The 18,936-nt window shown below is 64.5% G+C and carries 15 protein-coding genes; 2 read left to right on the top strand and 13 right to left on the bottom strand.

What is annotated here, in order from left to right:
* The first annotated feature begins 54 nt into the window (after positions 1-54).
* Positions 55-3,477 (top strand): bifunctional proline dehydrogenase/L-glutamate gamma-semialdehyde dehydrogenase, encoded by a 3,423-nt coding sequence (locus tag ACXJKC_RS15965; protein WP_456697730.1) that lies wholly within the window; start codon positions 55-57, stop codon positions 3,475-3,477.
* Here the strand turns inward: ACXJKC_RS15965 and ACXJKC_RS15960 are convergent.
* The 12 genes from ACXJKC_RS15960 to ACXJKC_RS15905 all read right to left on the bottom strand — a co-directional run bounded on the left by ACXJKC_RS15960 (position 3,470) and on the right by ACXJKC_RS15905 (position 17,722).
* Positions 3,470-4,696 (bottom strand): RNA polymerase sigma factor, encoded by a 1,227-nt coding sequence (locus ACXJKC_RS15960; protein WP_456697729.1) that lies wholly within the window; start codon positions 4,694-4,696, stop codon positions 3,470-3,472. The two genes, ACXJKC_RS15965 and ACXJKC_RS15960, sit on opposite strands and share 8 nt — an antisense overlap.
* Positions 4,693-5,040 carry a YciI family protein gene (locus ACXJKC_RS15955; RefSeq protein ID WP_456697728.1) on the bottom strand — a complete coding sequence of 116 codons (348 nt, stop codon included), beginning with the start codon at positions 5,038-5,040 and terminating at the stop codon, positions 4,693-4,695. The genes ACXJKC_RS15960 and ACXJKC_RS15955 overlap by 4 nt, the downstream gene beginning before the upstream one ends.
* Positions 5,041-5,133: 93 nt before the next feature.
* Positions 5,134-9,522 (bottom strand): SdrD B-like domain-containing protein, encoded by a 4,389-nt coding sequence (locus tag ACXJKC_RS15950; RefSeq protein WP_456697727.1) that lies wholly within the window; start codon positions 9,520-9,522, stop codon positions 5,134-5,136.
* Between the two features lie 172 nt (positions 9,523-9,694).
* Positions 9,695-10,354, bottom strand: coding sequence for a glycerophosphodiester phosphodiesterase (locus tag ACXJKC_RS15945; protein WP_456697726.1), 660 nt, complete (start codon positions 10,352-10,354; stop codon positions 9,695-9,697).
* Positions 10,355-11,128 carry a phosphatase PAP2 family protein gene (locus ACXJKC_RS15940; RefSeq protein WP_456697725.1) on the bottom strand — a complete coding sequence of 258 codons (774 nt, stop codon included), beginning with the start codon at positions 11,126-11,128 and terminating at the stop codon, positions 10,355-10,357.
* Positions 11,129-11,244: 116 nt separating this feature from the next.
* Positions 11,245-12,063 (bottom strand): lysylphosphatidylglycerol synthase domain-containing protein, encoded by an 819-nt coding sequence (locus ACXJKC_RS15935; protein WP_456697724.1) that lies wholly within the window; start codon positions 12,061-12,063, stop codon positions 11,245-11,247.
* A 223-nt stretch (positions 12,064-12,286) separates the two neighbouring features.
* Entirely contained in the window at positions 12,287-13,510 is a 1,224-nt protein-coding gene (locus ACXJKC_RS15930) for a hypothetical protein (RefSeq protein ID WP_456697723.1), read from the bottom strand.
* The gene (locus ACXJKC_RS15925; protein ID WP_456697722.1) at positions 13,510-14,892 is read right to left on the bottom strand and encodes a phosphomannomutase/phosphoglucomutase; all 1,383 of its coding nucleotides are present in this window, start codon (positions 14,890-14,892) and stop codon (positions 13,510-13,512) included. Before ACXJKC_RS15925 ends, ACXJKC_RS15930 begins: the two co-directional genes overlap by 1 nt.
* Positions 14,889-15,845, bottom strand: a complete 957-nt coding sequence (locus ACXJKC_RS15920; RefSeq protein ID WP_456697721.1) for a transketolase family protein — start codon at positions 15,843-15,845, stop codon at positions 14,889-14,891. The genes ACXJKC_RS15925 and ACXJKC_RS15920 overlap by 4 nt, the downstream gene beginning before the upstream one ends.
* Positions 15,796-16,617, bottom strand: a complete 822-nt coding sequence (locus tag ACXJKC_RS15915; protein ID WP_456697720.1) for a transketolase — start codon at positions 16,615-16,617, stop codon at positions 15,796-15,798. The genes ACXJKC_RS15920 and ACXJKC_RS15915 overlap by 50 nt, the downstream gene beginning before the upstream one ends.
* An 8-nt stretch (positions 16,618-16,625) precedes the next feature.
* Complete coding sequence (locus ACXJKC_RS15910) at positions 16,626-17,219, bottom strand: glucose-6-phosphate isomerase family protein (RefSeq protein WP_456697719.1); 594 nt, start codon at positions 17,217-17,219, stop codon at positions 16,626-16,628.
* Between the two features lie 95 nt (positions 17,220-17,314).
* Positions 17,315-17,722, bottom strand: coding sequence for a RidA family protein (locus tag ACXJKC_RS15905; RefSeq protein WP_456697718.1), 408 nt, complete (start codon positions 17,720-17,722; stop codon positions 17,315-17,317).
* Positions 17,723-17,765: 43 nt separating this feature from the next.
* Between ACXJKC_RS15905 and ACXJKC_RS15900 the strand changes: the two genes are divergently transcribed.
* Positions 17,766-18,188: a GNAT family N-acetyltransferase gene (locus ACXJKC_RS15900; protein WP_456697717.1), complete on the top strand. Its 423-nt coding sequence runs from the start codon at positions 17,766-17,768 to the stop codon at positions 18,186-18,188.
* Here the strand turns inward: ACXJKC_RS15900 and ACXJKC_RS15895 are convergent.
* A complete protein-coding gene (locus ACXJKC_RS15895; protein WP_456697716.1) occupies positions 18,185-18,928 on the bottom strand; it encodes a hypothetical protein in 744 nt (247 codons plus the stop codon). The two genes, ACXJKC_RS15900 and ACXJKC_RS15895, sit on opposite strands and share 4 nt — an antisense overlap.
* Positions 18,929-18,936 lie beyond the last annotated feature (8 nt).

The following is an 18,936-nucleotide window of genomic DNA, read 5'->3' as shown; positions in this document are numbered from 1 at the left end:
GCGGACGCAAACTGGTGGAGTAACCCGTTCGCTTCTTCCACGAAGGTGCCAGCCATGCCACACTCACCAGCCCACGACGACCTCGCAGACGAAACAGTCGCGCTGGTCCGACACTGGTTGGACGAATCGGCCAAGGTGCCCGCCGACAAGGCGGGGGCACAGCTCGCCGGGGTGCTCAAGGATCCGCAGGGCCTGCCCTTCACCGTGGGGTTCATCGACGGCGTGATCCGTCCCGAGGACGCCCGCGTCGCCGCCCGCAACTTCGCGGTGCTCGCCAAGAACGTTCCGGCCTTCCTGCCCTGGCATCTGCGGACCGCGGTCCGTCTCGGCGCCTGGGCCGGACGGGTCGCTCCGGGCCTGGTCATCCCCGTGGTCCGCCGGGCTCTGCGGTCGATGGTCGGCCACCTGATCGTGGATGCCACCGACGCCAAGCTCGGTCGCGCGATCGCCAAGATCCGCCGCCGGGGCGTCAAGCTCAACATCAACCTGCTGGGCGAAGCAGTCCTCGGTCAGCGCGAAGCCGCTCGACGCCTGAAGGGCACGCATGAGCTTTTGGCGCGCGCCGACGTCGACTACGTCTCGATCAAGGTGTCGGCCACCGTCGCACCGCATTCGCCGTGGGCCTTCGACGAGGCGGTCGAGCATGTCACCGAGAACCTCGCCCCGTTGTTCGAGCAGGCCGCTGCCGCCGCTTCGTCGACCTTCATCAACCTCGACATGGAGGAGTACCGCGATCTCGACATGACGATCGCGGTGTTCACCCGGATCCTCGACCGGCCCGATCTCGAACATCTCGAGGCGGGCATCGTGTTGCAGGCCTATCTGCCCGACGCTCTCGACGCGATGATGCGGCTGCAGAACTGGGCGGCCGAGCGACGGGCCCGCGGCGGTGCCGGGATCAAGGTGCGCATCGTCAAGGGTGCCAATCTGCCGATGGAACGGGTCGAGGCCGCGGTGCACGGCTGGCCGCTCGCGACCTGGTCGTCCAAGCAGGAGACCGACACCAACTACAAGCGAGTGCTGAACTACGCGCTGCAGCCCGAGCACATCGAGAACGTGCGGATCGGTGTGGCCGGCCACAACCTGTTCGATCTGGCGTACGCCTGGCTGCTGGCCGGACGGCGAGGGGTGCGAGACGGCATGGAGATCGAGATGCTGCTCGGGATGGCACAGGGACAGGCCGAGGTCATCCGCAAAGAGGTGGGCGGTCTCCTGCTGTACACGCCCGTCGTGCACCCGCGTGAGTTCGACGTCGCGATCGCTTACCTGATCCGACGCCTCGAAGAAGGCGCCAGTCACGACAACTTCATGTCGGCGGTCTTCGATCTGCACACCGACGAGACCTTGTTCAAGCGTGAGCAGGACCGCTTCCTGGCCTCGCTCGCCGATCTCGACGACCAGGTTCCGGCGCCGCGCCGAACCCAGAACCGACTTCTCGCCCCGGAACCAGTGCCACCGGGCACTGGGTTCTTCAACACTCCAGACACCGACTCGTCACTGCCGGCCAACCGCCGCTGGGGCAAAGAGATCCTCGGCCGGGTGCCTGGCTCCGAGCTCGGGCAGAAGACCGTCGAAGACCACTCGATCTCGACCTCCCAGCAGCTCGAGACCGTCATCGCCTCTGCCGCCGAGCACGGCCTGGCGTGGGGCAAGCTGAGCGGCGGACAGCGCGCTGACATCCTCGACCGGGCGGCACAGCGGTTGGAAGAGCGACGGGCAGATCTCGCCGAGGTCATGGCGTCCGAGGCCGGCAAGACTCTCGACCAGTCGGATCCGGAGATCTCCGAGGCGATCGACTTCGCGCGCTACTACGGCAACCTGGCCCGGCAGCTCGACTCCGTCGACGGTGCCCGCTATGTCCCGTCGGCCGTCACTGTCGTCACACCGCCGTGGAACTTCCCGGTCGCGATTCCGGCCGGTTCCACACTGGCTGCCCTGGCGGCTGGATCAGCGGTCATCATCAAGCCGGCCAAGCAGGCCGCGCGCTGCGGATCGGTCATGGTCGAGGCGCTGTGGGAGGCGGGCGTTCCCCGCGACGTCCTGCATTTGGTGCACCTCGAAGAGCGCGACCTGGGACGGGAGCTCATCTCCGATCCTCGGGTCAACCGGGTCATCCTGACCGGTGGCTACGAAACCGCCGAACTGTTCCGCTCGTTCCGGCCCGACCTTCCGCTGCTGGCCGAGACCAGTGGCAAGAACGCCATCATCGTCACGTCGTCGGCCGACCTCGACCTCGCCGCGAAAGACGTCGCACAGTCGGCATTCGGCCACGCGGGTCAGAAGTGCTCTGCCGCATCCCTGGTGATCCTGGTCGGATCGGTCGCCACATCGCGCCGCTTCCGCCATCAGCTCGTGGATGCCGTGACATCGCTCGCCGTCGGCGCACCTGAGGATGCCACGACGCAGATGGGGCCGCTGATCGAACCGGCCCAGGGCAAGCTGCTCGACGCCTTGACGACACTCGAGCCTGGCCAGTCCTGGCTGATCGAACCACGCCGACTCGACGACGCCGGCCAGTTGTGGACACCCGGCGTACGTGAGGGCGTCCAGCGCGGCTCGACCGTGCACTTGGTCGAGTTCTTCGGACCCGTCCTCGGCATCATGACCGCTTCGTCGCTGGAAGAGGCCATCGACATCCAAAATGACGTCGACTACGGCCTGACGGCCGGTCTGCACTCCCTGGACGCCGACGAGATCGACATCTGGCTCGACCGTGTCCAGGCCGGAAACCTGTACATCAACCGCGGGACGACCGGCGCCATCGTGCAGAGGCAGCCGTTCGGCGGCTGGAAGAAGTCGTCCGTGGGCGCCGGCACGAAGGCCGGCGGACCCAACTACCTGTTGGGTCTTGGTACCTGGGAGCGCGTCGAGGCGACCTCACAGACGTCCCTCGGTTCGGCGGCGGAAAGGCTGCTCGCCGTCGCCAATGAGGTGCGGCTTCCCGATACGGAGCTCGGCTTCCTGGAGCGCTCCTTCATGAGCGATGCGGCGGCGTGGAGTGATGAATTCGGGACCTCGCGAGACGTCTCGCAGCTCACCGTCGAGCGCAATATCTTCCGGTATGTCCCGACACCGGTGCATGTGCGTGTCGCCCCCGATGGCCGACTCGTCGACGCGCTGCGAGTCGTCGGCGCGGGCCTGCTGGCCGGATCGGATCTGCACCTCTCGTCGGCGAATGAGTTGCCCGAGGCGGTGCGGAAGGCTTTGGCATCACTCGGTGTGCGGATCGCAATCGAGGACGACACCTCGTGGCAGGCTGCGGCATCGACGCTCCCGGAAGGCCGGGTGCGACTCGTGGGCGGCAGCCTGAGCGTCTTGTGCGAGCAGACCGGCGGACGTCCCGATCTCGCGATCTACGACCACATCCCGACGGAGTCTGGACGAGTCGAGCTGTTGCCCTTCTTGAAGGAACAAGCCATCAGCATCACGGCCCATCGCTTCGGCACGCTCAACCACCTGACCGACCAGATCATCTGAGCCGGCGGTTCAGGTAGGCCTTCTCGGCCGGATTGTCCGTCGCCGCGATGGCGGCTCGGTACGCGGTTCCTGCTTCGTCGCTCCTGCCCAAGCGGCGCAGCAGGTCCGCACGAGTCGCGTGCCAGGCGTGATAGCCGTCCAGTCCGAGTCTGTCGACGATCGCCAGGGCGACCTGTGGGCCGTCGATCTCGGCGATCGCGATGGCGCGGTTCATCGTCACGATCGGGGTGGGCATGACCTCGTACAACTGGTCGTACAGTTGGACGATCTGATCCCAGTCGGTGTAGCGGGCGTCGAGGGTGTCGGTGTGGACCGCGCTGATCGCGGCCATGAGCTGGTATCGACCGGGGCCCGGACCGCCGGAGGCGACCCGCGTCAGACACTCCCGCACCAGAGCATGGCCCTCGGCGATGAGCTCCCGATCCCAGGAGCCGCGATCCTGCTCGTCGAGCGTCACCAACTCGCCTCCGGCGATCCGGGCATCGCGACGGGCATCGGTCAGCAGCATCAGCGCGAGCAAGCCGGCCACTTCGCCCTCGTCGGGCAGAAGCCGGCGCATCAACCGTCCGAGCCGAATGGCCTCATCGGTCAGGTCGGCCCGGATCGGATCATCGCCTGCGCCGGCGAGATAACCCTCGTTGAAGACCAGGTAGATGACCGCGAGCACTCCGCCGAGCCGGTCGGTGATATCGGTGCGGTCAGGGACCCGGAAGGGGATGTTCGCGGCCTTGATCTTGGCCTTCGCGCGGGTGATGCGTCGGGCCATCGTGGTCTCCGGGACCAGGAACGCCCGGGCGATCTCGTCGACCGTCAGGCCGCCGAGCAGGCGCAAGGTCAGCGCGACCCGCGCTTCGGCCGCGAGTGCGGGATGGCAGCACGTGAACATCAGACGGAGACGGTCGTCCTCGACCGGGCCCGTGGGATCGGCTGGGGTGTCATCGGTGATCATGAGCGCCGCCTGATGCTTGGAATCACGCAGGGACTCCCGGCGGATACGGTCGATGGCCCGATGCACCGCAGTGCTGGTCAGCCACGCGCCGGGATTGGGCGGGACACCATCGCTCGGCCACTTCTGGACCGCGATGAGAAGTGCCTCGCCCGCGGCGTCTTCGGCGATGTCGAGATCGCCGAAGCGCCGGGCGAGCGAGGCCACTATCTGGCCGTACTCCTCGCGATAGATCTGCTCGATCTCGGCGGAGAGTTCCGGCACCGTCGTCATTCGCCTTGGAACGGACGCACGACGACTGCCTGACCGCAGGCCTTGGATCCTTCGGCCGCGAGCTTGAGCGCCTCGTCCAGATCGGCGGCCTCGACAACCCAAAAGCCCCCGAGGTACTCCTTGCTTTCAGCGAAGACCCCGTCCGTCACGATGGCCTCGTCGCCGCGGCCGTCGATGGCCGTCGACGTCTCCAGAGGCTGGAGACCGCCCCCGAAAACCCACTTGCCGGTCTCCATGAGCTTGTCGTTGAACTTGCCGGTGGCTTCGAACATCGCCTGCGACTCAGGCGTCGTCGGGTCTGGGTAGGGACCGGTGTGGTTAACCGAAATCATGTACTGAGTCATGGTCGTGTCCTCTCATCTGCGGCGGCCCGGTGGCTGCCTTTCACCCTGTCATCCCCCCTGGAGGTCGGCGATGCGCCGGTACTGATTCAGCTGTCAGTGCCGCCGCACAGCAACCCTTCCGCGACGCGAGGCCGCGACGAAGACCACTCCCGCGAGGAGCACTAGGCCGCCCAGGGTCAGCAACCACAGTGCCGGACCTCCCGTGTTGGGAAGCAGGCCCTCGTCGTCGTTCTTGGTCTTGCCGTCGTCCTCATTGCCGTTGCCGACATCGGAGTCCTTGGGCTTGTCGGGCGTCCCGCAGGCGACGTCTGTCTGGGTGACACCGTCGACGACCAGCTGGGCCTCGTTGAGGTAGCCGGTGCCTTCCTCGGTCTCGGTGAGCGTGCAGTTGCGCTGCTCGGCCGTGATCGCGGTGTTGACGGTGGCTTCGACCACGACTTGGTACACGTGACTCTTGCCGCCCGGGAGCTTCTGCGCCTCAACGAGTTTCGTGTCGTCGACGCCGTCGAAGTCGGGATTGACGACGATGTCACCGGGATCGGTGTTCGAGGCCGACACCTCGTCGATCACGATGCTGCCACCGAACTTCAACTTGTCCGAGAGGTCGTAGACGCCCTCGGCCGTGCCGGCATTGGCCACCTCGACCTCGTACGTCACCGTCGCCCGGTTCTCCGAGTCCGGCTCAGACTGGCTGACGAGTCGCTTGTCGACCGTGATGTCGACGTTGCGGTCGATGACTAGGCCCTGGTCCCACGACGGATCGGCGGAGTCGGGCGCTAGCGCGAACTCGGCGGTCTGACCTGTCGCAACGTCGCCGTCGGAGTCGACGGTGTCGTCGTCACCGGCGTTCTGCTGGGTGAACGTCGTGTTGGACGTCAGCCCGTTCGGGTCGAAGGTCACCCGGTAGGTGCCTGAAGCCAGGCCCTTGAACGAGTAGGCGCCGTTCTCATTGGTCGCGGTGGTCAGGCTGACGGGATTGCCGTCGAGATCCTCACCCACCAGCTTGACCGGGAACCCGGCAACACCCGGCTCGTCGTCGTCCTGGATGCCGTCGGAGTCCAAGTCCTCCCAGACATAGTTCCCGACCGCGGACTCGATGACCTGCGCCCGCCGGATCGCCGGACCAACCGGCTGGGTCACGCCTGCGGCGCGTCCTGCCGTGCGGTTCTCGTAGACGTCGCCGCCGGCGTTGCCGATCGGCGTCATCGCGATGTCGACCGTCAGGACGTCGGTCGGCTCGAAGTCACCGGCGCGCAGGAAGCGCAGACCCGTCACCTCGGCGGCCGTGGCAGGGCAGTCAGCGGCCGTGCCGTTACCGGACTCCACAGTTCCACCGGTCGCTGCGGAGCACCACGTGGTAGCGCCGGCTGCACCGTTGGACGCGTCGTCCGGGTCGACCTTGAGGTCTGTCGGTGCCCGCTTGGTGTACTGAATCTCGACGTCGTCACCGGCAGCAACCGTCGCGGTGTCGAACCGCAGTGTGCCGGTGAAGTCGCTGCCGAACAGGCCACTGGCCGGCAGCACGTCGATGACGTCGACGTCGGAGACGTTGTCGGAGGAATCGACGTTCGCGAAGTCGACCGTCCACTTCAGAGTCCGCGGTGTCGCGACCGCTTCGGGGTTGATCTCGATCAACGGCTTGTCGACCTGCTTGGAGATCTTGACTCCGGTGGGGGTCACGATCTGGATCTGCGCGGTGTCGGTGCGAGCCGACAGCCGGGACGGATCTCCAGGCGTGCTGACGACCGTCGTGTTGGTGTAGTTGCCGTTGCGGACGGTCTGCAGGATCTCGACGGTGTAGATGATCGGGTCGACCGTCTCGTTGACGGTCTGCTCACCGAGGTCCCACTTGATGTAGGTCTGACCTGCCGGGCACGCCAGCTCCGAACCTGCCGGGGCACCGTCCTGCACCAGCGCAGGGCTGAGCGCGTCACCATTGGCCCGCCGTGAGGAGACGAATGCCTGGTACTTCGGCAAGCAGTCCTCGACGATGACCGGGGCCTTGACCCCGGCGCTCACGTCAGCGGTCAACGACGGGTTGAGCCGGTAGTCGATCTCAGCGCCGGCGGAGTACTGCGGCACCGCAGTGTCGGTGAAATCGTCCGTCGTCCGGTTCTTGACGTACTTGCGGATGCGCGCGGTGACTGCTCCGAGGATGAGCCGGTCGCCCGATCCACCGGTGTGCGCCGCTGGCGTGTACGTCGACAACCCGGGGCTAGCCGTCTCGTCGTCCACGATCTCTTCGAGCGTCTTGACACCGCGGGACGTCCGCTCGCTGGCCCAGTTGGGCAGCACGGTTCCGGTGGGGCCGGCCGACACGAGAGCCTGCAGCGCGATCGAGGCGTTGACATCGAAGTTCGTCGCGGTGGTGGAGGCCTTCGTGCTGAACGAGATCCGAACGCGGTTGACGCCGCTCCAGAGACCATTCTGCGAGGTGGCGCCCGGAACGCCGGCCGGGGTGGCCGACCAGGTACCGGTTGTGCAGGACGAGTTCGCGCCGCTGCCGGGTGTCGGCGTATAGCCGTACTCGATCTTCAGGTTCTCGAGATCGTCGAGGTCCGTCTGCCAGGTTCCCGCGTAGTTGAACGAGGAGATCCAGGCGGCTGACCCGTTGGAGGGGAACTGGATCCTGGTGTACGGGCTGCCTGCGTAGTCGAACGTCGTCGGCATCGCCAGCTTGGTGTCATCCCAGGTGTCGCACATGAGCTTGCTGCGTGACAGCTCGGTGCCCGTGTTGGGCGGAATCTGCTCGGTCGAGATCAGGTTGCTCAGCACAGTCTGGCCGGCCACGACGACGGTGTTGCCGTCACGGAAGCTGCCCGATCCGGGCGGACCTTCGTATTCCCAGCTGCTGAAGCCACCGCCGGTCGGCGTGTTGCCGGGCTTGCCGGTGATGCCGGAGAAGCCCTTGCCGAAGCCGCCGGCGACCTCGAGCTTCGTCGTGGCTTCGCGGACGTTGTTCTCCGGGCGTTCGCCCTGGTTGGGCTCGCCGCTGATGTCGTCGGCCTTCACGTCGGTGAACTCGTTCTTGAAGCCGAGCGTCCAGGTTCCGCTGACCTCCTCGCCGAGGTCGCGGACCGCGTCGATCGGGATCTCGACGCGCACTGCCGTCGAGATGACGTAGCCGCTGTCGGCCGGCAGCGCCGCACCTGCGGACGCCTTGGTCGGGACGGTGTAGGCGGTTGTGTCGGCGTCGGTGATCGTGATGTCGACGACTGTGCCGGGCCCCGAGGAGTCACACGTGATCGTGCCGTTGTCACGCACCGAGTTCTCACTGGTGCCGCCCCCGGCGATCTTGGAGTTCGGGATGGACCCCCACAGGTTCAAGGCTCCGTTGTTGCAGCGGGTCAGCCGAGCGCCGTACTTGTCCAGTGCTGCCGCGCCGGCAGCGGTCCATGCCGCGGAAGCCGTCGTGCCCGCACCGTAGAACGAGTCAGGACGCAGATCGTCTTTCAGCGTGATCGGTGAGGCCAACGGGGTGATGCCCTTGCCGCCGGCGGGAGTGTTGAGGGTCAACGGATAGTCGACGATGCGGCAGGAGCGGCTCGTGTCGAACGAGCACAGTCCCCAGTAGCCGTAGAGCGGACCGGTCGTGTCGGTTGTCGACATCGCGCGCTTGGACACATCGAAGTTCGCGGCGGCGGACACAACCTGCGAGACGGAGGGCGACGACGCCGGGGTCGTGACCTGCTCACTCGTGGCGGTCGCGACGACGGGGGTCATCGAGGTGCCGTGGGGGACTTCGGAACGGACTTTGGCGATGAACTTGTAATCGAGGCTCGTGCCGATCGCCTGGTCGTCCACGACACAGGTGATCTCCTGGACCGGGAGAGACTGCCACGATGTCGTCGTCACCGGGACCACGGGGGCCGGGACGTTCTCGGGCGAGACGCTCGAACCGGTCAGGCAGAACGGCGGCAGCGAGACGAGTTCCTGTCCCTTGGGCAGCGTGAACTTGATCGTCGGCTTCGTCTGGTCGCCGCCTTCGTAGCGGATGCCTACCGTGTAGGTCACGGTGTCGTTGGTCCGGACGATGTCGTTGTCGGCACCGGAGTCATTGCCCGCGCTGTCGTCGCCCGGGGTGAACGGCTCGGTGCCGGTCTTCTGCTTCAGTGTCAGGGTCAGGGTCTCGTTGCCCGTCGCCAAGGCGTCGAGTGTGGCCTTGATCAGGCCCTTTTTGGCCGGCTCAGGATCTGCAGCGGCGGGAGCCTCCTCGGGCTCGTCCTTCGCGTCGTCCTTCGCGTCGTCCTTCGCGTCGTCCTTGGCTGGCGGAGTCGACTCCGGCTCGGCTGTGGTCGGCGACGGTGCGACGTCCGGCTCGCTCGGTGCGGCGGAGGTCGCGACCGCTTCCGGTGCCACCTCGTCGCCGGTCGCTGGCAGTGTCATGACTGCCAACGTCAGGGCCAGCGGAACGGCCAGCCAGGCAGATCGTGCCTGCCAGCTCCGACGTCGCCTGACGGCTCGATACCTGTGTGCTCCCATGAATCCTCCATCGCGCTCGGTCGCATATCGGGCTGTCGGACGACAGGCCAGAACGACTTCAGATCAGGAACGCGCCAACTCCGCATCCATGACGCCAGTTGTGAAGGAAACTCTCAGATACGGCCCGAAAGAACTACTTGCCTAGTCACGATGGACGCCGAGCAGCGCCCCCTCACGATGCGGCTTGCCGCCGGATGAGCTCGGCCAGAACCTCATCCTCATCGCTGATGATGCCGGTGACGCCTAGGTCCAACACCTCGTCGAGGACCGACAGGTCGTTGACCGGCCAGGTCATGAGAACCTCGACCCGGCGATTCAGCTCGGCAACGACATCGCGATTCAACAGCGACCGGTGGACCGAGACGCCGTAGACCGGTCCCGTCGACGACAATCGCCGCAGCAGGCGGGCGAGTTCGACACGGTTGCGGGCCGACAGCACCCGGCGGACCGAGGCCGTCGCGGCGAAGACGTCGACGAGCGGCCAGTGACGGCTGCAGACCAGGACGGGACGCCGGTAGTCGCTGTCGTGCAACAGCTTCTGAACCGCCAATGCGGTGGAAATGCGCCGACCTTTCAGGTCGAGCATCAGCGGGGTACCGTTCAGATCGGCATCCAGCAGTTCGGCGAGACCAAAGCGGGGCGCGGACGCCGGGGCCAGCTCCCACTTGTCCCACAGAAAGGGCAGCGGTCCGGCCGTTTTCAGATGCCTGACCTCGAGCTGGCCGCGATGTTCGTGGACATCGCACTCGATGACGTCAGCGCCGAGGCGCTTGGCGACTTCCAGAGCTGCAAGGGAGTTTCCAGCCCGGTGGGCGATCGCGAGCACTGTCATTCACTCCCCCGGTTCCAGAGCACGTTCGTCCTGCCGAGCCAGCACTGTCCGCGCCCTTCGCTGTCGGTGCCGACGGCGTTCGAGCGCCAAGGCGGCAACATGAGCGGCGAGTGCCAGTGCGACGCCGGCGACCACATCGAGGACATAGTGATTCGCGGTCAGCACAACCGCGAACGCCATCAGGATCGGCATCGCGTAACCGATGATCTTCAGCGCAAGGGTCGAGGCGGCCGTCACGATCGCGATACCGACCAGGAGATCCCAGCCGGCGTGCAGACTCGGCATCGCGGCGTACTGATTGACGAAGGCCGGGGGTTGCAGCACCCGGTAGGCGTGCGAGCGTTCGCTGACCGTGTCGATCATGCCGTGATCGGCGAGTCTCGGCGGTGCCACCGGGAACGTCGCGAAGATGACCATCCCTACGGCTCCTGAAAGCATCATCGCGTCACGCAAACGGAGGAAGACATCCCGGTGCCGGGTCGCCAGCCAGATCATCGTGATGATGATGACCGGCCAGTGACCCCAGATGTAGATCCAGTTGGCAACTGTCGCCAAGGCGCCCGAGTTCGTGATGAGCGTCTGCATGGAACCTTCGACGTCGATACCCACCCGCTGTTCGAGCTCAAGTATCCGATCGGCGTTCGCGACGGCATCGGCAGTCGACCCTACAGTCAGTCCGCGCACCCCGAAGTAGATGACGACCAGCAACAAGACCAAGGCGGCTTGGCGCAGGACCCAGAAGCCTGGGGGCTGATGATCCTGCTTGTCGGCCATGCGCATCCGGTGTCGGTAGAACGAGGACGGCCGACCGACTCGGATGCCGGACGCTCGAACCTCGACTTCTCCCCATCATCCATCGCGCGCTGCCACATAGCACGCGAACGGGGGATTCAGACCGCGATTGCAGCAGTACGGCGCAGTTCGCGACGGGTGACGATCAGGCTGATGCCACCCATCGTCAGGGCGGGCAGCCAGGCCAGGCAAGCCTTCAGCGTCACGGCGCCCGCAGCAGCCAACCACGGTATGCCGAGTGCGACCAGCGCAAGGATCAGTGCGGCATCCTTCGGACTGGCGCCATTGGGACCAGGCACTGCCCCAGCCAACTGGCTCGCACCGAATGCGCCGAGGAGCGCCAATGGGGAGATGGGATGCCCCGTGGCCGACACCGCTCCCAGCAGGAGGGCCGCGATCGATAGTTGATACGCCGCGGACAGCAGCAGCGCATGGGCCAGAGCCTTCGGCGGCGGCAGCGGACGGCTCGGCATGAGATCGGGACGGGCCCGTCGCAGGATCAAGGCCGCGACCAGAGCCAGTACCGCGACGCCGACCGCGACAACGATCATCCTCATCGGCAGTGCCGATCCGGCGAAGGCGACGAAGGCAGTCAGCCCGATCGCGCCGACCAGACGGTCGAGGCCGACGCTGGCCAGGGCATCGGCTCCGCTCAGGCCGCTGCGGTTGAGGCGGCGGATCCGCCACAGCTCGGTGCCGATGTGGCCGGGCGTGAACAGTCCAAGCAGTTCTGCCTCGGCATTCGCCCGGACGAACCACCAGCGACTCATGCCGGACGGTGTCAGCACCCGCCAGCGCAACGGGCACAGCACGTACTTGCCGACAACCCACGGCAGCAGGCCGAGCAGCACCGGCCACCAGGTGACGTCGGGGAGATGCGGCAGCGTCAGCGCCGGCACAGCCAGGGCAAGTGCCATGGTCAGGGCGAGAACTACACGAGAATGCAGGAAGGAATGCAGGAGGGACCGTATGTGCATCGAGACCTTTCGAGGAATCACTTGTCGAAGTCATGCGTTCCCTACCGACAAGAATACGGGGCCTTCCTGAGAAAAGTTCCTCGGATTGCAGCGCAGATACCGATCGGCGGTGTCGCAGGTTGTCTCCCAGGTTGTCTCGAAACACACGTTCAGAGGGCCCGCCTCAGTCTGCGGCCGACAAGAATTCCGATCGCAGTTGGCAGATCGCGACCGCGCCGCCCGCATGCATATCGGCCCGAGCGAACCAGTCGGCGAACCGTTCGGAGTCAAGCGAGATGAATTCGAGAGTCGAGCTATCGTCACCTCGCGCGATCTCCCAATTGCCGATGGCACCGCCGATCACCTCCCGAAGACCAGCTTCGTCGGCCAGTTCCAACGCGAGGTGTATTTCGAACGTTCCGTTGAGCGCGTTAAACCCTGAACTCAGATACCAGTAGTGGGAATTGCCGCTCTGTATCGACGCCGTGATGGCGGTGATCGCTTTCGAGTCCGTGAACCACGCCGGGTTCACAGCAGGTTTCGAGTAGTAGGCCTCAAGCTCTTCGAGGTCGAAAAGCTCCTCTCCCAGTTCTCTCAAGACATTGAGCTCGAGGATCGAGAACTCGGCGGTCTCACGCATAGGAATATAGGCGAACGACGGCACCAGCGTGTGACTGCCGGAAGTGCTGCCGGCCACTTCAGAGGACGCCGACGCCACGAGCACCTCGGGCATCTGGCCCGCCTTGGGGGTGAAGAACACCGCGACGCTGCCGCCCACCATTTTCGGCGGTTTGGACTGCGCGGCGTTGTCGAACGAGGTGAAGTTCCTGCCTCGGAACCGGGTGATGTCGGTGCGAGTGATCGTGTCGATCAGGGAGGAGTCCTCCAACCTGAACCAGGTTCGAACGCATCTGAAGAACGTCGACCTGGTGCAGGAGATCGACGGAATCGACCCGCTCCCGTACGAAGCACTGACGAATCTCAACGTCGGTGCTTCATACACCCGCTTGCCGAGGAGGATGCGAAATGTCGTGCCGCGCGGTTTACGCCTCTTCGGCGAAGGCTGCGGCGCCGAGTCGACCGAAAGCAGGTTACGCAGAGCCGCGCGGTCGTCAATACGTACCGGCGTCAGGGCTTCGGCTGGGGTCAAGAACGGAAGGGTGACGATGGCTCCTGGCCACGAGGCATCGGTGTAGACGCCGGACACCGCACGCGATTCTTGTGGATAGTGACCGAGTACTCGCTCAACCAGTCGAGCGATATCGATCGCTCCGTGCAGCCTTTTCACCGATCTACCCACGCTGCCGCGGGCCAGGATCGTCAGAAGATCCATCAGCTTGGGAACGATGTACGACAGCACAGCACCGATCAGAGCACCGACCCAAAAGGTCGTGTTGAGGCCGTCCATCATGGCGACCTTGGTTCCGAGAGATCGACGACCAGACCCTGCGCGGCCAGCAGACGAGAAAGCGACTTCTGGATCTCTTTGAACGCTGCCTCCGATGAACCTTCGAAACGAAGGCTCAGAACCGGCTCCGTGTTCGACGCCCGTGCAAGGATCCAGCCAGCGCCTGGGAGACGTACTTTGGTGCCATCCAGAGTCGAGGTGGGTCCCATCTGCGCCAGCAAACCCTCGACCCGCGAACGAGTATGTTCAGCTGTCGAGGGATTCAGCGCTACACGAAGCTCCTTGGATGTCCAGAACTCCGGATAGTCCCACCCGTCGCGGAGATGTTCGACGATTCCGGGTCTGGTCGAGAGCCAGGCAGCCAGATAAGTCACGTCTCCCTGGTGGAACGGCGGAGTGTTGAGAAATATGTGACCGGTGCCCTCTCCTGCGACGATGGCACCGGTTCTGATCATCTGCTCGAAGATGTACGGATATCCCACAGGCGAGACCTCTACTCGTCCTCCTGCAGCGGCAACGACCTTCTCCACCGCGTCCGAGAGCTTCACTTCGGTGACGACGACCCCGCCCGCGCCATCGGAATCGAGAAGCTGTTTCGCGGTGTAGGCCAACGTCTCATCACTGGACAGAATGCGGCCCCCAGCCGCCACCACGCCGATACGATTTCCGTCGCCGTCGAACGCGAACCCCAGGTCGGCATCTTGTCGACGCACCTCCTCCACCAGAGATGAGAGGTTCCCGATATCGGCCGGGTCAGGGTGGTGATGGGGAAACCGGCCGTCGCTTTCGCAGAACAACTCGCGCACATCACATCCCACGGCGCGAAGGATCGCGGGAGCCACCGTTGCCGCAGAGCCGTTGCCGCAATCTACGACGACAACCTTCGAAGTAAGGGCCGAAATCGACTGAGCGGCGCAGTTCACGTAGAACGAGTTCATCTCGCGACGTGAGTACGTCCCCGTCCCCAGCAGCTCGGCAGATCTTTCCGCGGTGAAGATCGACTGCAGTCGATCACCCCAGAGTGGAGCACTGTCGACTTGCAGTTTGATGCCGTTGTACGGAGCAGGATTGTGGCTTCCGGTGATCATGGCGCTCGCGGACACGTCCAAAGTTGCCGCTGAAAAACTCACAACAGGGGTCGTCGTCTCACCCAGGTCGACGACCCCACAACCACGGCGCAGCAGGACGTTGATCAGTTCCCGGTGTATGCGTTCGGAACTGATTCGGTTGTCATGACCCACGATGACCTGGGACAGACCCTGGTGCTTCAGATACGTCGCGAAGCGGTCGGCAATTTCGGCAATGACGTCGTTTCCAAGTTCCGTGTCGGCGATTCCGCGGATGTCGTACTTGCGAACGATCGCCGGGTCCAATCGAGTCACGATCTCACCGCCGCAAGGCATCGACTCATGAGGGTGTCGTGTGTCAGGCCGCATCCGTCGAATACCTGCTGCATCGTCCCCGTCGTCACAAAACCATCAGGTACGCTCAGGTGCCCGAACGCGCTCAGGCCCCAGCTGGCCGACAGCAATGCGATGGCCTCACCTATGCCGCCGGCGGACCGGTGCTCCTCTGCCACCACCACCCGGCCCGTCGTCCGCGCGCTCTTCTCGATCACATCGGTGGGAACGGGCCAGATGCGCGCTGTCTCGATCACATCGGTTTCGATTCCCCACACCTGCGAAAGTTCCTCGCCCACAGCACACGCAAGCGGCGTGAGCTGACCGTACGTGACGAGAGTGAGGTCGCGCCCCTCTCGATGGCTGACTCCGTCTGCCGACCACGGTTTGCCCTCGAAGGAGGGAACCAGAGAAGCGCGCGGGACTCGCAGATACACCGGTTCGGGGACAGCAATGGCCCACTTGAGGGCGTCGCCCATCTGCTGGCTGCAGCTCGCTTCTGCCACTGAGAAGCCCGGAATCGAACGGGCCAGCCCTATATCTTCGGGGCACGAATGAGACGGTCCGTCAGCACCGACGCTGATGCCCGAGTGCGTCCCCACCGCGACGATGGACAACGAACTGCCGGAGACCGTGTTTCGAAGCTGCTCATAGGCCCGGCCGAGTATGAAGATCGAGAAGGTCGAGGCCACAACAGTCGCGCCGGTGGCTGCAAGGCCCGCCGCGACGCCGATCATGTTCTGCTCGGCACATCCGACATTGATGTACCGCTCGGGGAACTCATGCGCGAACAGAGACACTCTCGTCGCCGGCGCGTTGTCTGCATCGACGACGAACAGATTCAGATCCTGGCGGCCGAGGTCGAGGAGCGCGCTTCCGAAGGCATCACGCATCGCGAGGTCCTGCCAATTGTGCGCGTGCGCTGCTGAATTCACCGTCGGTGGGCACCTTGCCATGCCTCATCAGACTGTCTTCGAGGAAGTCGACTCCTTTGCCTTTGACCGTGCGACAGATCACCACAGTAGGGGCCGACTGGGGCAGACTCAGTGTGGTCAGCAGCGCTGCGATGTCGTGACCGTCCAACGTCAACACGGACCACCCGATCGAGGTCAACTCAGACAGCAGCGGGGCAGTCGGCAGCACCTCGTCGCAGCGGCCGGTGTACTGCAGCCCGTTGGCGTCGACGATCACGGTGATATTGGCCAGCACGTACTTCGCGGCGAACAAGAAGGCTTCCCAGGTCTGCCCTTCGCCGAGCTCGCCGTCACTGAGAATCGCGTACGTCCGGCTTCCGGGACTCGTCGCGCGCTGGCCGAGCGCCATTCCCGATGCCACCGAAAGCCCTTGTCCCAGGGAGCCGCTGGCGGCCTCGATCCCCGGTAGCGGCGGCTTCGGATGTCCTTGGAGCAAGGAACCGGACTGGCGAAACGACTGCAGATACTGAACGTCGAAGTACCCCAGCCTGGCCAGAACCGAGTAGAGAGCGGGCGCAGCATGCCCCTTCGACAGCACCAAGCGATCGCGATGCGCCCACTTCGGATCCGAAGGACGATGCCGCATGACGCTCCGGTAGAGCACGACAAGGATCTCGACCACCGAGAAGCTGCTGTCGATATGCCCCGATCCGGCGTTCTCCACCATGTCGAGAATGTCGTTTCGGGTGGTCCGGCAGTGTTCCGCCATCGCAGCCTCGGCAACATCACTCACAGTCGTCGTCACTTCGAATGGTCGTAGAAGGTGACGTTGTCGTCGACCAGGATGCGTGGTCGGTTGGACTCGCCTTTAAGAACGCGAACACCCATGCCGTGGAGCCTGACGACTTCATAGTCTGAATCGAACGGCAAGGAGTACTGACCCGAGAACACGAAAGGTTCGTGTCCGCAGTTGACCGTGCGGTGCGCCCAACCCGCCGGCATCTGTACAACGCTTCCTGACACGAGCGGATACCAGTGCACTACATCGTCACGCCGAGCGATCAGTCCGCCCCGACCTGAGATCCCGAAATATGATTCGCCGATGGGCTGACGGTGTTCGTGTCCCCGCGTCATATAGAACTCGCCGTCAACCGTCCCTGCCTCGATCTTGGTCAGCGAGAACTCCGGCGTGCTGTGATCGGGGATCCCCCGCACTCGCCACGTCCTGTAGATCACCGGAGTGTCGCGAGTAACCAGGTTCGAAGAAGCCGCGAACGAGTCACGCATCGTAGAGAGTTCTACGACACCCAGCCCTTCGCGAGCCGACCAGGACGCAATATCCAGGTGAGCGAAACCGAAAAGCTGCCCGCTATCGCCGGAGGGGTCGCTGGTCATGCGGTTACGTTATCGCCCGCAGACTCAGTCGTCAGCCGATTTCGACAGGTTGTACTACTCGGCGAACGGGATCAAAATATCGCCACAGCCACTTCTCAATCCACGACTGCCGCGACCGCTTCGAGTTCCACCAGCTGATTGTCGTAGCCCAGCACGGTGACGCCCATCAATGTGCTCGGCACATCGTGATCTCCGAATGCAGCCCGCACGATTTCCCATGCCGCCACGAGGTCGGCCTGATCAGACGATGCGACCAGCACCCGCGTACTGATGACGTCTTCGATCGTCGCCCCCGCAGCCGTCAGTGCTGCCTTCATCGTGTCGATACATGCCGCCGCCTGACCGGCGTAGTCGCCGACCGCCACGGTCACGCCGTCTTCATCCAAAGGACACGAACCGGCCAGAAATATCAGCCGGGCGTCCTTCGGCGCAGTCGCCGCGTACGCATATTCGGCGACGTCGGAAAGGGTCGAAGCACGGATCAACTCCACAGAACTCGGCACCTCGCTATCCTCCCAGATGCCCTATCGGTGACAGGCTGGCCACGTGACGGACGAATACTTGCTGGTGGCTTCGACCCCGGCCGCGGCCGACTATCTGCACCTGCGACGCGCTTCGGGGCTGAGTCCACGCACCACTGACCAAGCCAAGACGGCCTTGCCGGGAAGCTGGGCGGCCTGCCACATGGTGCACGTCGAGAGCGGTCAGACCGTGGCGATGGGTCGTCTGATCGGTGACGGCGGCTGGTACTTCCATGTCGTCGACATGGCTGTGCTGCCCGAACACCAACGGCGTGGGCTCGGCGACCGAATCCTCACCCATCTGCTCGACACCATCCGCGACGCGGCACCTCCTGGTGCCTACGTCTCGTTGATGGCCGATCCACCTGGGCGAAGGCTTTATGAACGGCACGGATTCACCGAGAGCGCACCGACATCCGTGGGGATGGCGATGGTGCTGACTACCTAGTTCGTGAGCGAGTCGAGTCCCGCGGCCCGGGCCAGCCGATCCAAGGACTCCGCGGCACGCCCAACACTCATCGCCGCGGGCTCCCTTCGACAACAATCGAGCATCGCGTTCAGGCGGCGCTTGTCCTTCTTGGTCAGTTCAGTCTCGCGCAAGTCCCGCGCAGCGATGAGCGACGCGAGGATGACGAAGTCGATGCTATGTCGAATGCTCGCCCGGTTCGACGCGATCTCGGTCCGCGCCGCAGCCTTCCCAACCAAAGCCGCGACCAGGTTCGGACGCAGCACAGTACCTTCGCGTCCTTCGACCAATACCGCGACAGCCTCTGTGCGGTTCAACGCCTGGGTTGTGCCCGGCGCCGAAACAGTAGGTGCGCCCCCTGCGCCCAGGCGTTGTCGAGCACGCTCACCAACGCCTTCGGGAATGAGAACGTCGATTTGCGCTAGATCACGCCGCCACCGATGCTGCAGCCCTTCACCAGATGTCTCAGGCGCGAAACCCATATCGACCAGGATTCCAGTGAATTTTTGAAGCATGGAGGTCGAAGTCCGAATGTCTACGACGGTATCCACATCGTCTGTCGGTCGAGTCGGGAGCCCCTCACGTTCGGCGCAATGTAAATGAATCAACTGCCCTCCGATCAGCGCCCAACCTTCACTGAGGCGTTCATACAAGTCCATGAGCGCATGCCACGCCTGCCCCTGCGCCTCTCCCATCGCTGGCAACTCGATCAGGTCAACCATCGAACCCC

The organism is Aeromicrobium sp. P5_D10, assembly GCF_054049535.1.
The sequence above is the reverse complement of the archived record's forward strand: the minus strand, read 5'-3'. Positions and strand labels throughout refer to the sequence as shown.

Bases quoted from the DNA above. Each gene is read 5' to 3' on its own strand.
- ACXJKC_RS15930 (WP_456697723.1), bottom strand. From the start codon at position 13,510: ATGGACGGCCTCAACACGACCTTTTGGGTCGGTGCTCTGATCGGTGCT.
- ACXJKC_RS15950 (WP_456697727.1), bottom strand. From the start codon at position 9,522: ATGGGAGCACACAGGTATCGAGCCGTCAGGCGACGTCGGAGCTGGCAG.
- ACXJKC_RS15895 (WP_456697716.1), bottom strand. From the start codon at position 18,928: ATGGTTGACCTGATCGAGTTGCCAGCGATGGGAGAGGCGCAGGGGCAG.
- ACXJKC_RS15960 (WP_456697729.1), bottom strand. From the start codon at position 4,696: ATGACGACGGTGCCGGAACTCTCCGCCGAGATCGAGCAGATCTATCGC.
- ACXJKC_RS15935 (WP_456697724.1), bottom strand. From the start codon at position 12,063: ATGGCACTTGCCCTGGCTGTGCCGGCGCTGACGCTGCCGCATCTCCCC.
- ACXJKC_RS15910 (WP_456697719.1), bottom strand. From the start codon at position 17,219: ATGACCAGCGACCCCTCCGGCGATAGCGGGCAGCTTTTCGGTTTCGCT.
- ACXJKC_RS15940 (WP_456697725.1), bottom strand. From the start codon at position 11,128: ATGGCCGACAAGCAGGATCATCAGCCCCCAGGCTTCTGGGTCCTGCGC.
- ACXJKC_RS15955 (WP_456697728.1), bottom strand. From the start codon at position 5,040: ATGACTCAGTACATGATTTCGGTTAACCACACCGGTCCCTACCCAGAC.
- ACXJKC_RS15945 (WP_456697726.1), bottom strand. From the start codon at position 10,354: ATGACAGTGCTCGCGATCGCCCACCGGGCTGGAAACTCCCTTGCAGCT.
- ACXJKC_RS15965 (WP_456697730.1), top strand. From the start codon at position 55: ATGCCACACTCACCAGCCCACGACGACCTCGCAGACGAAACAGTCGCG.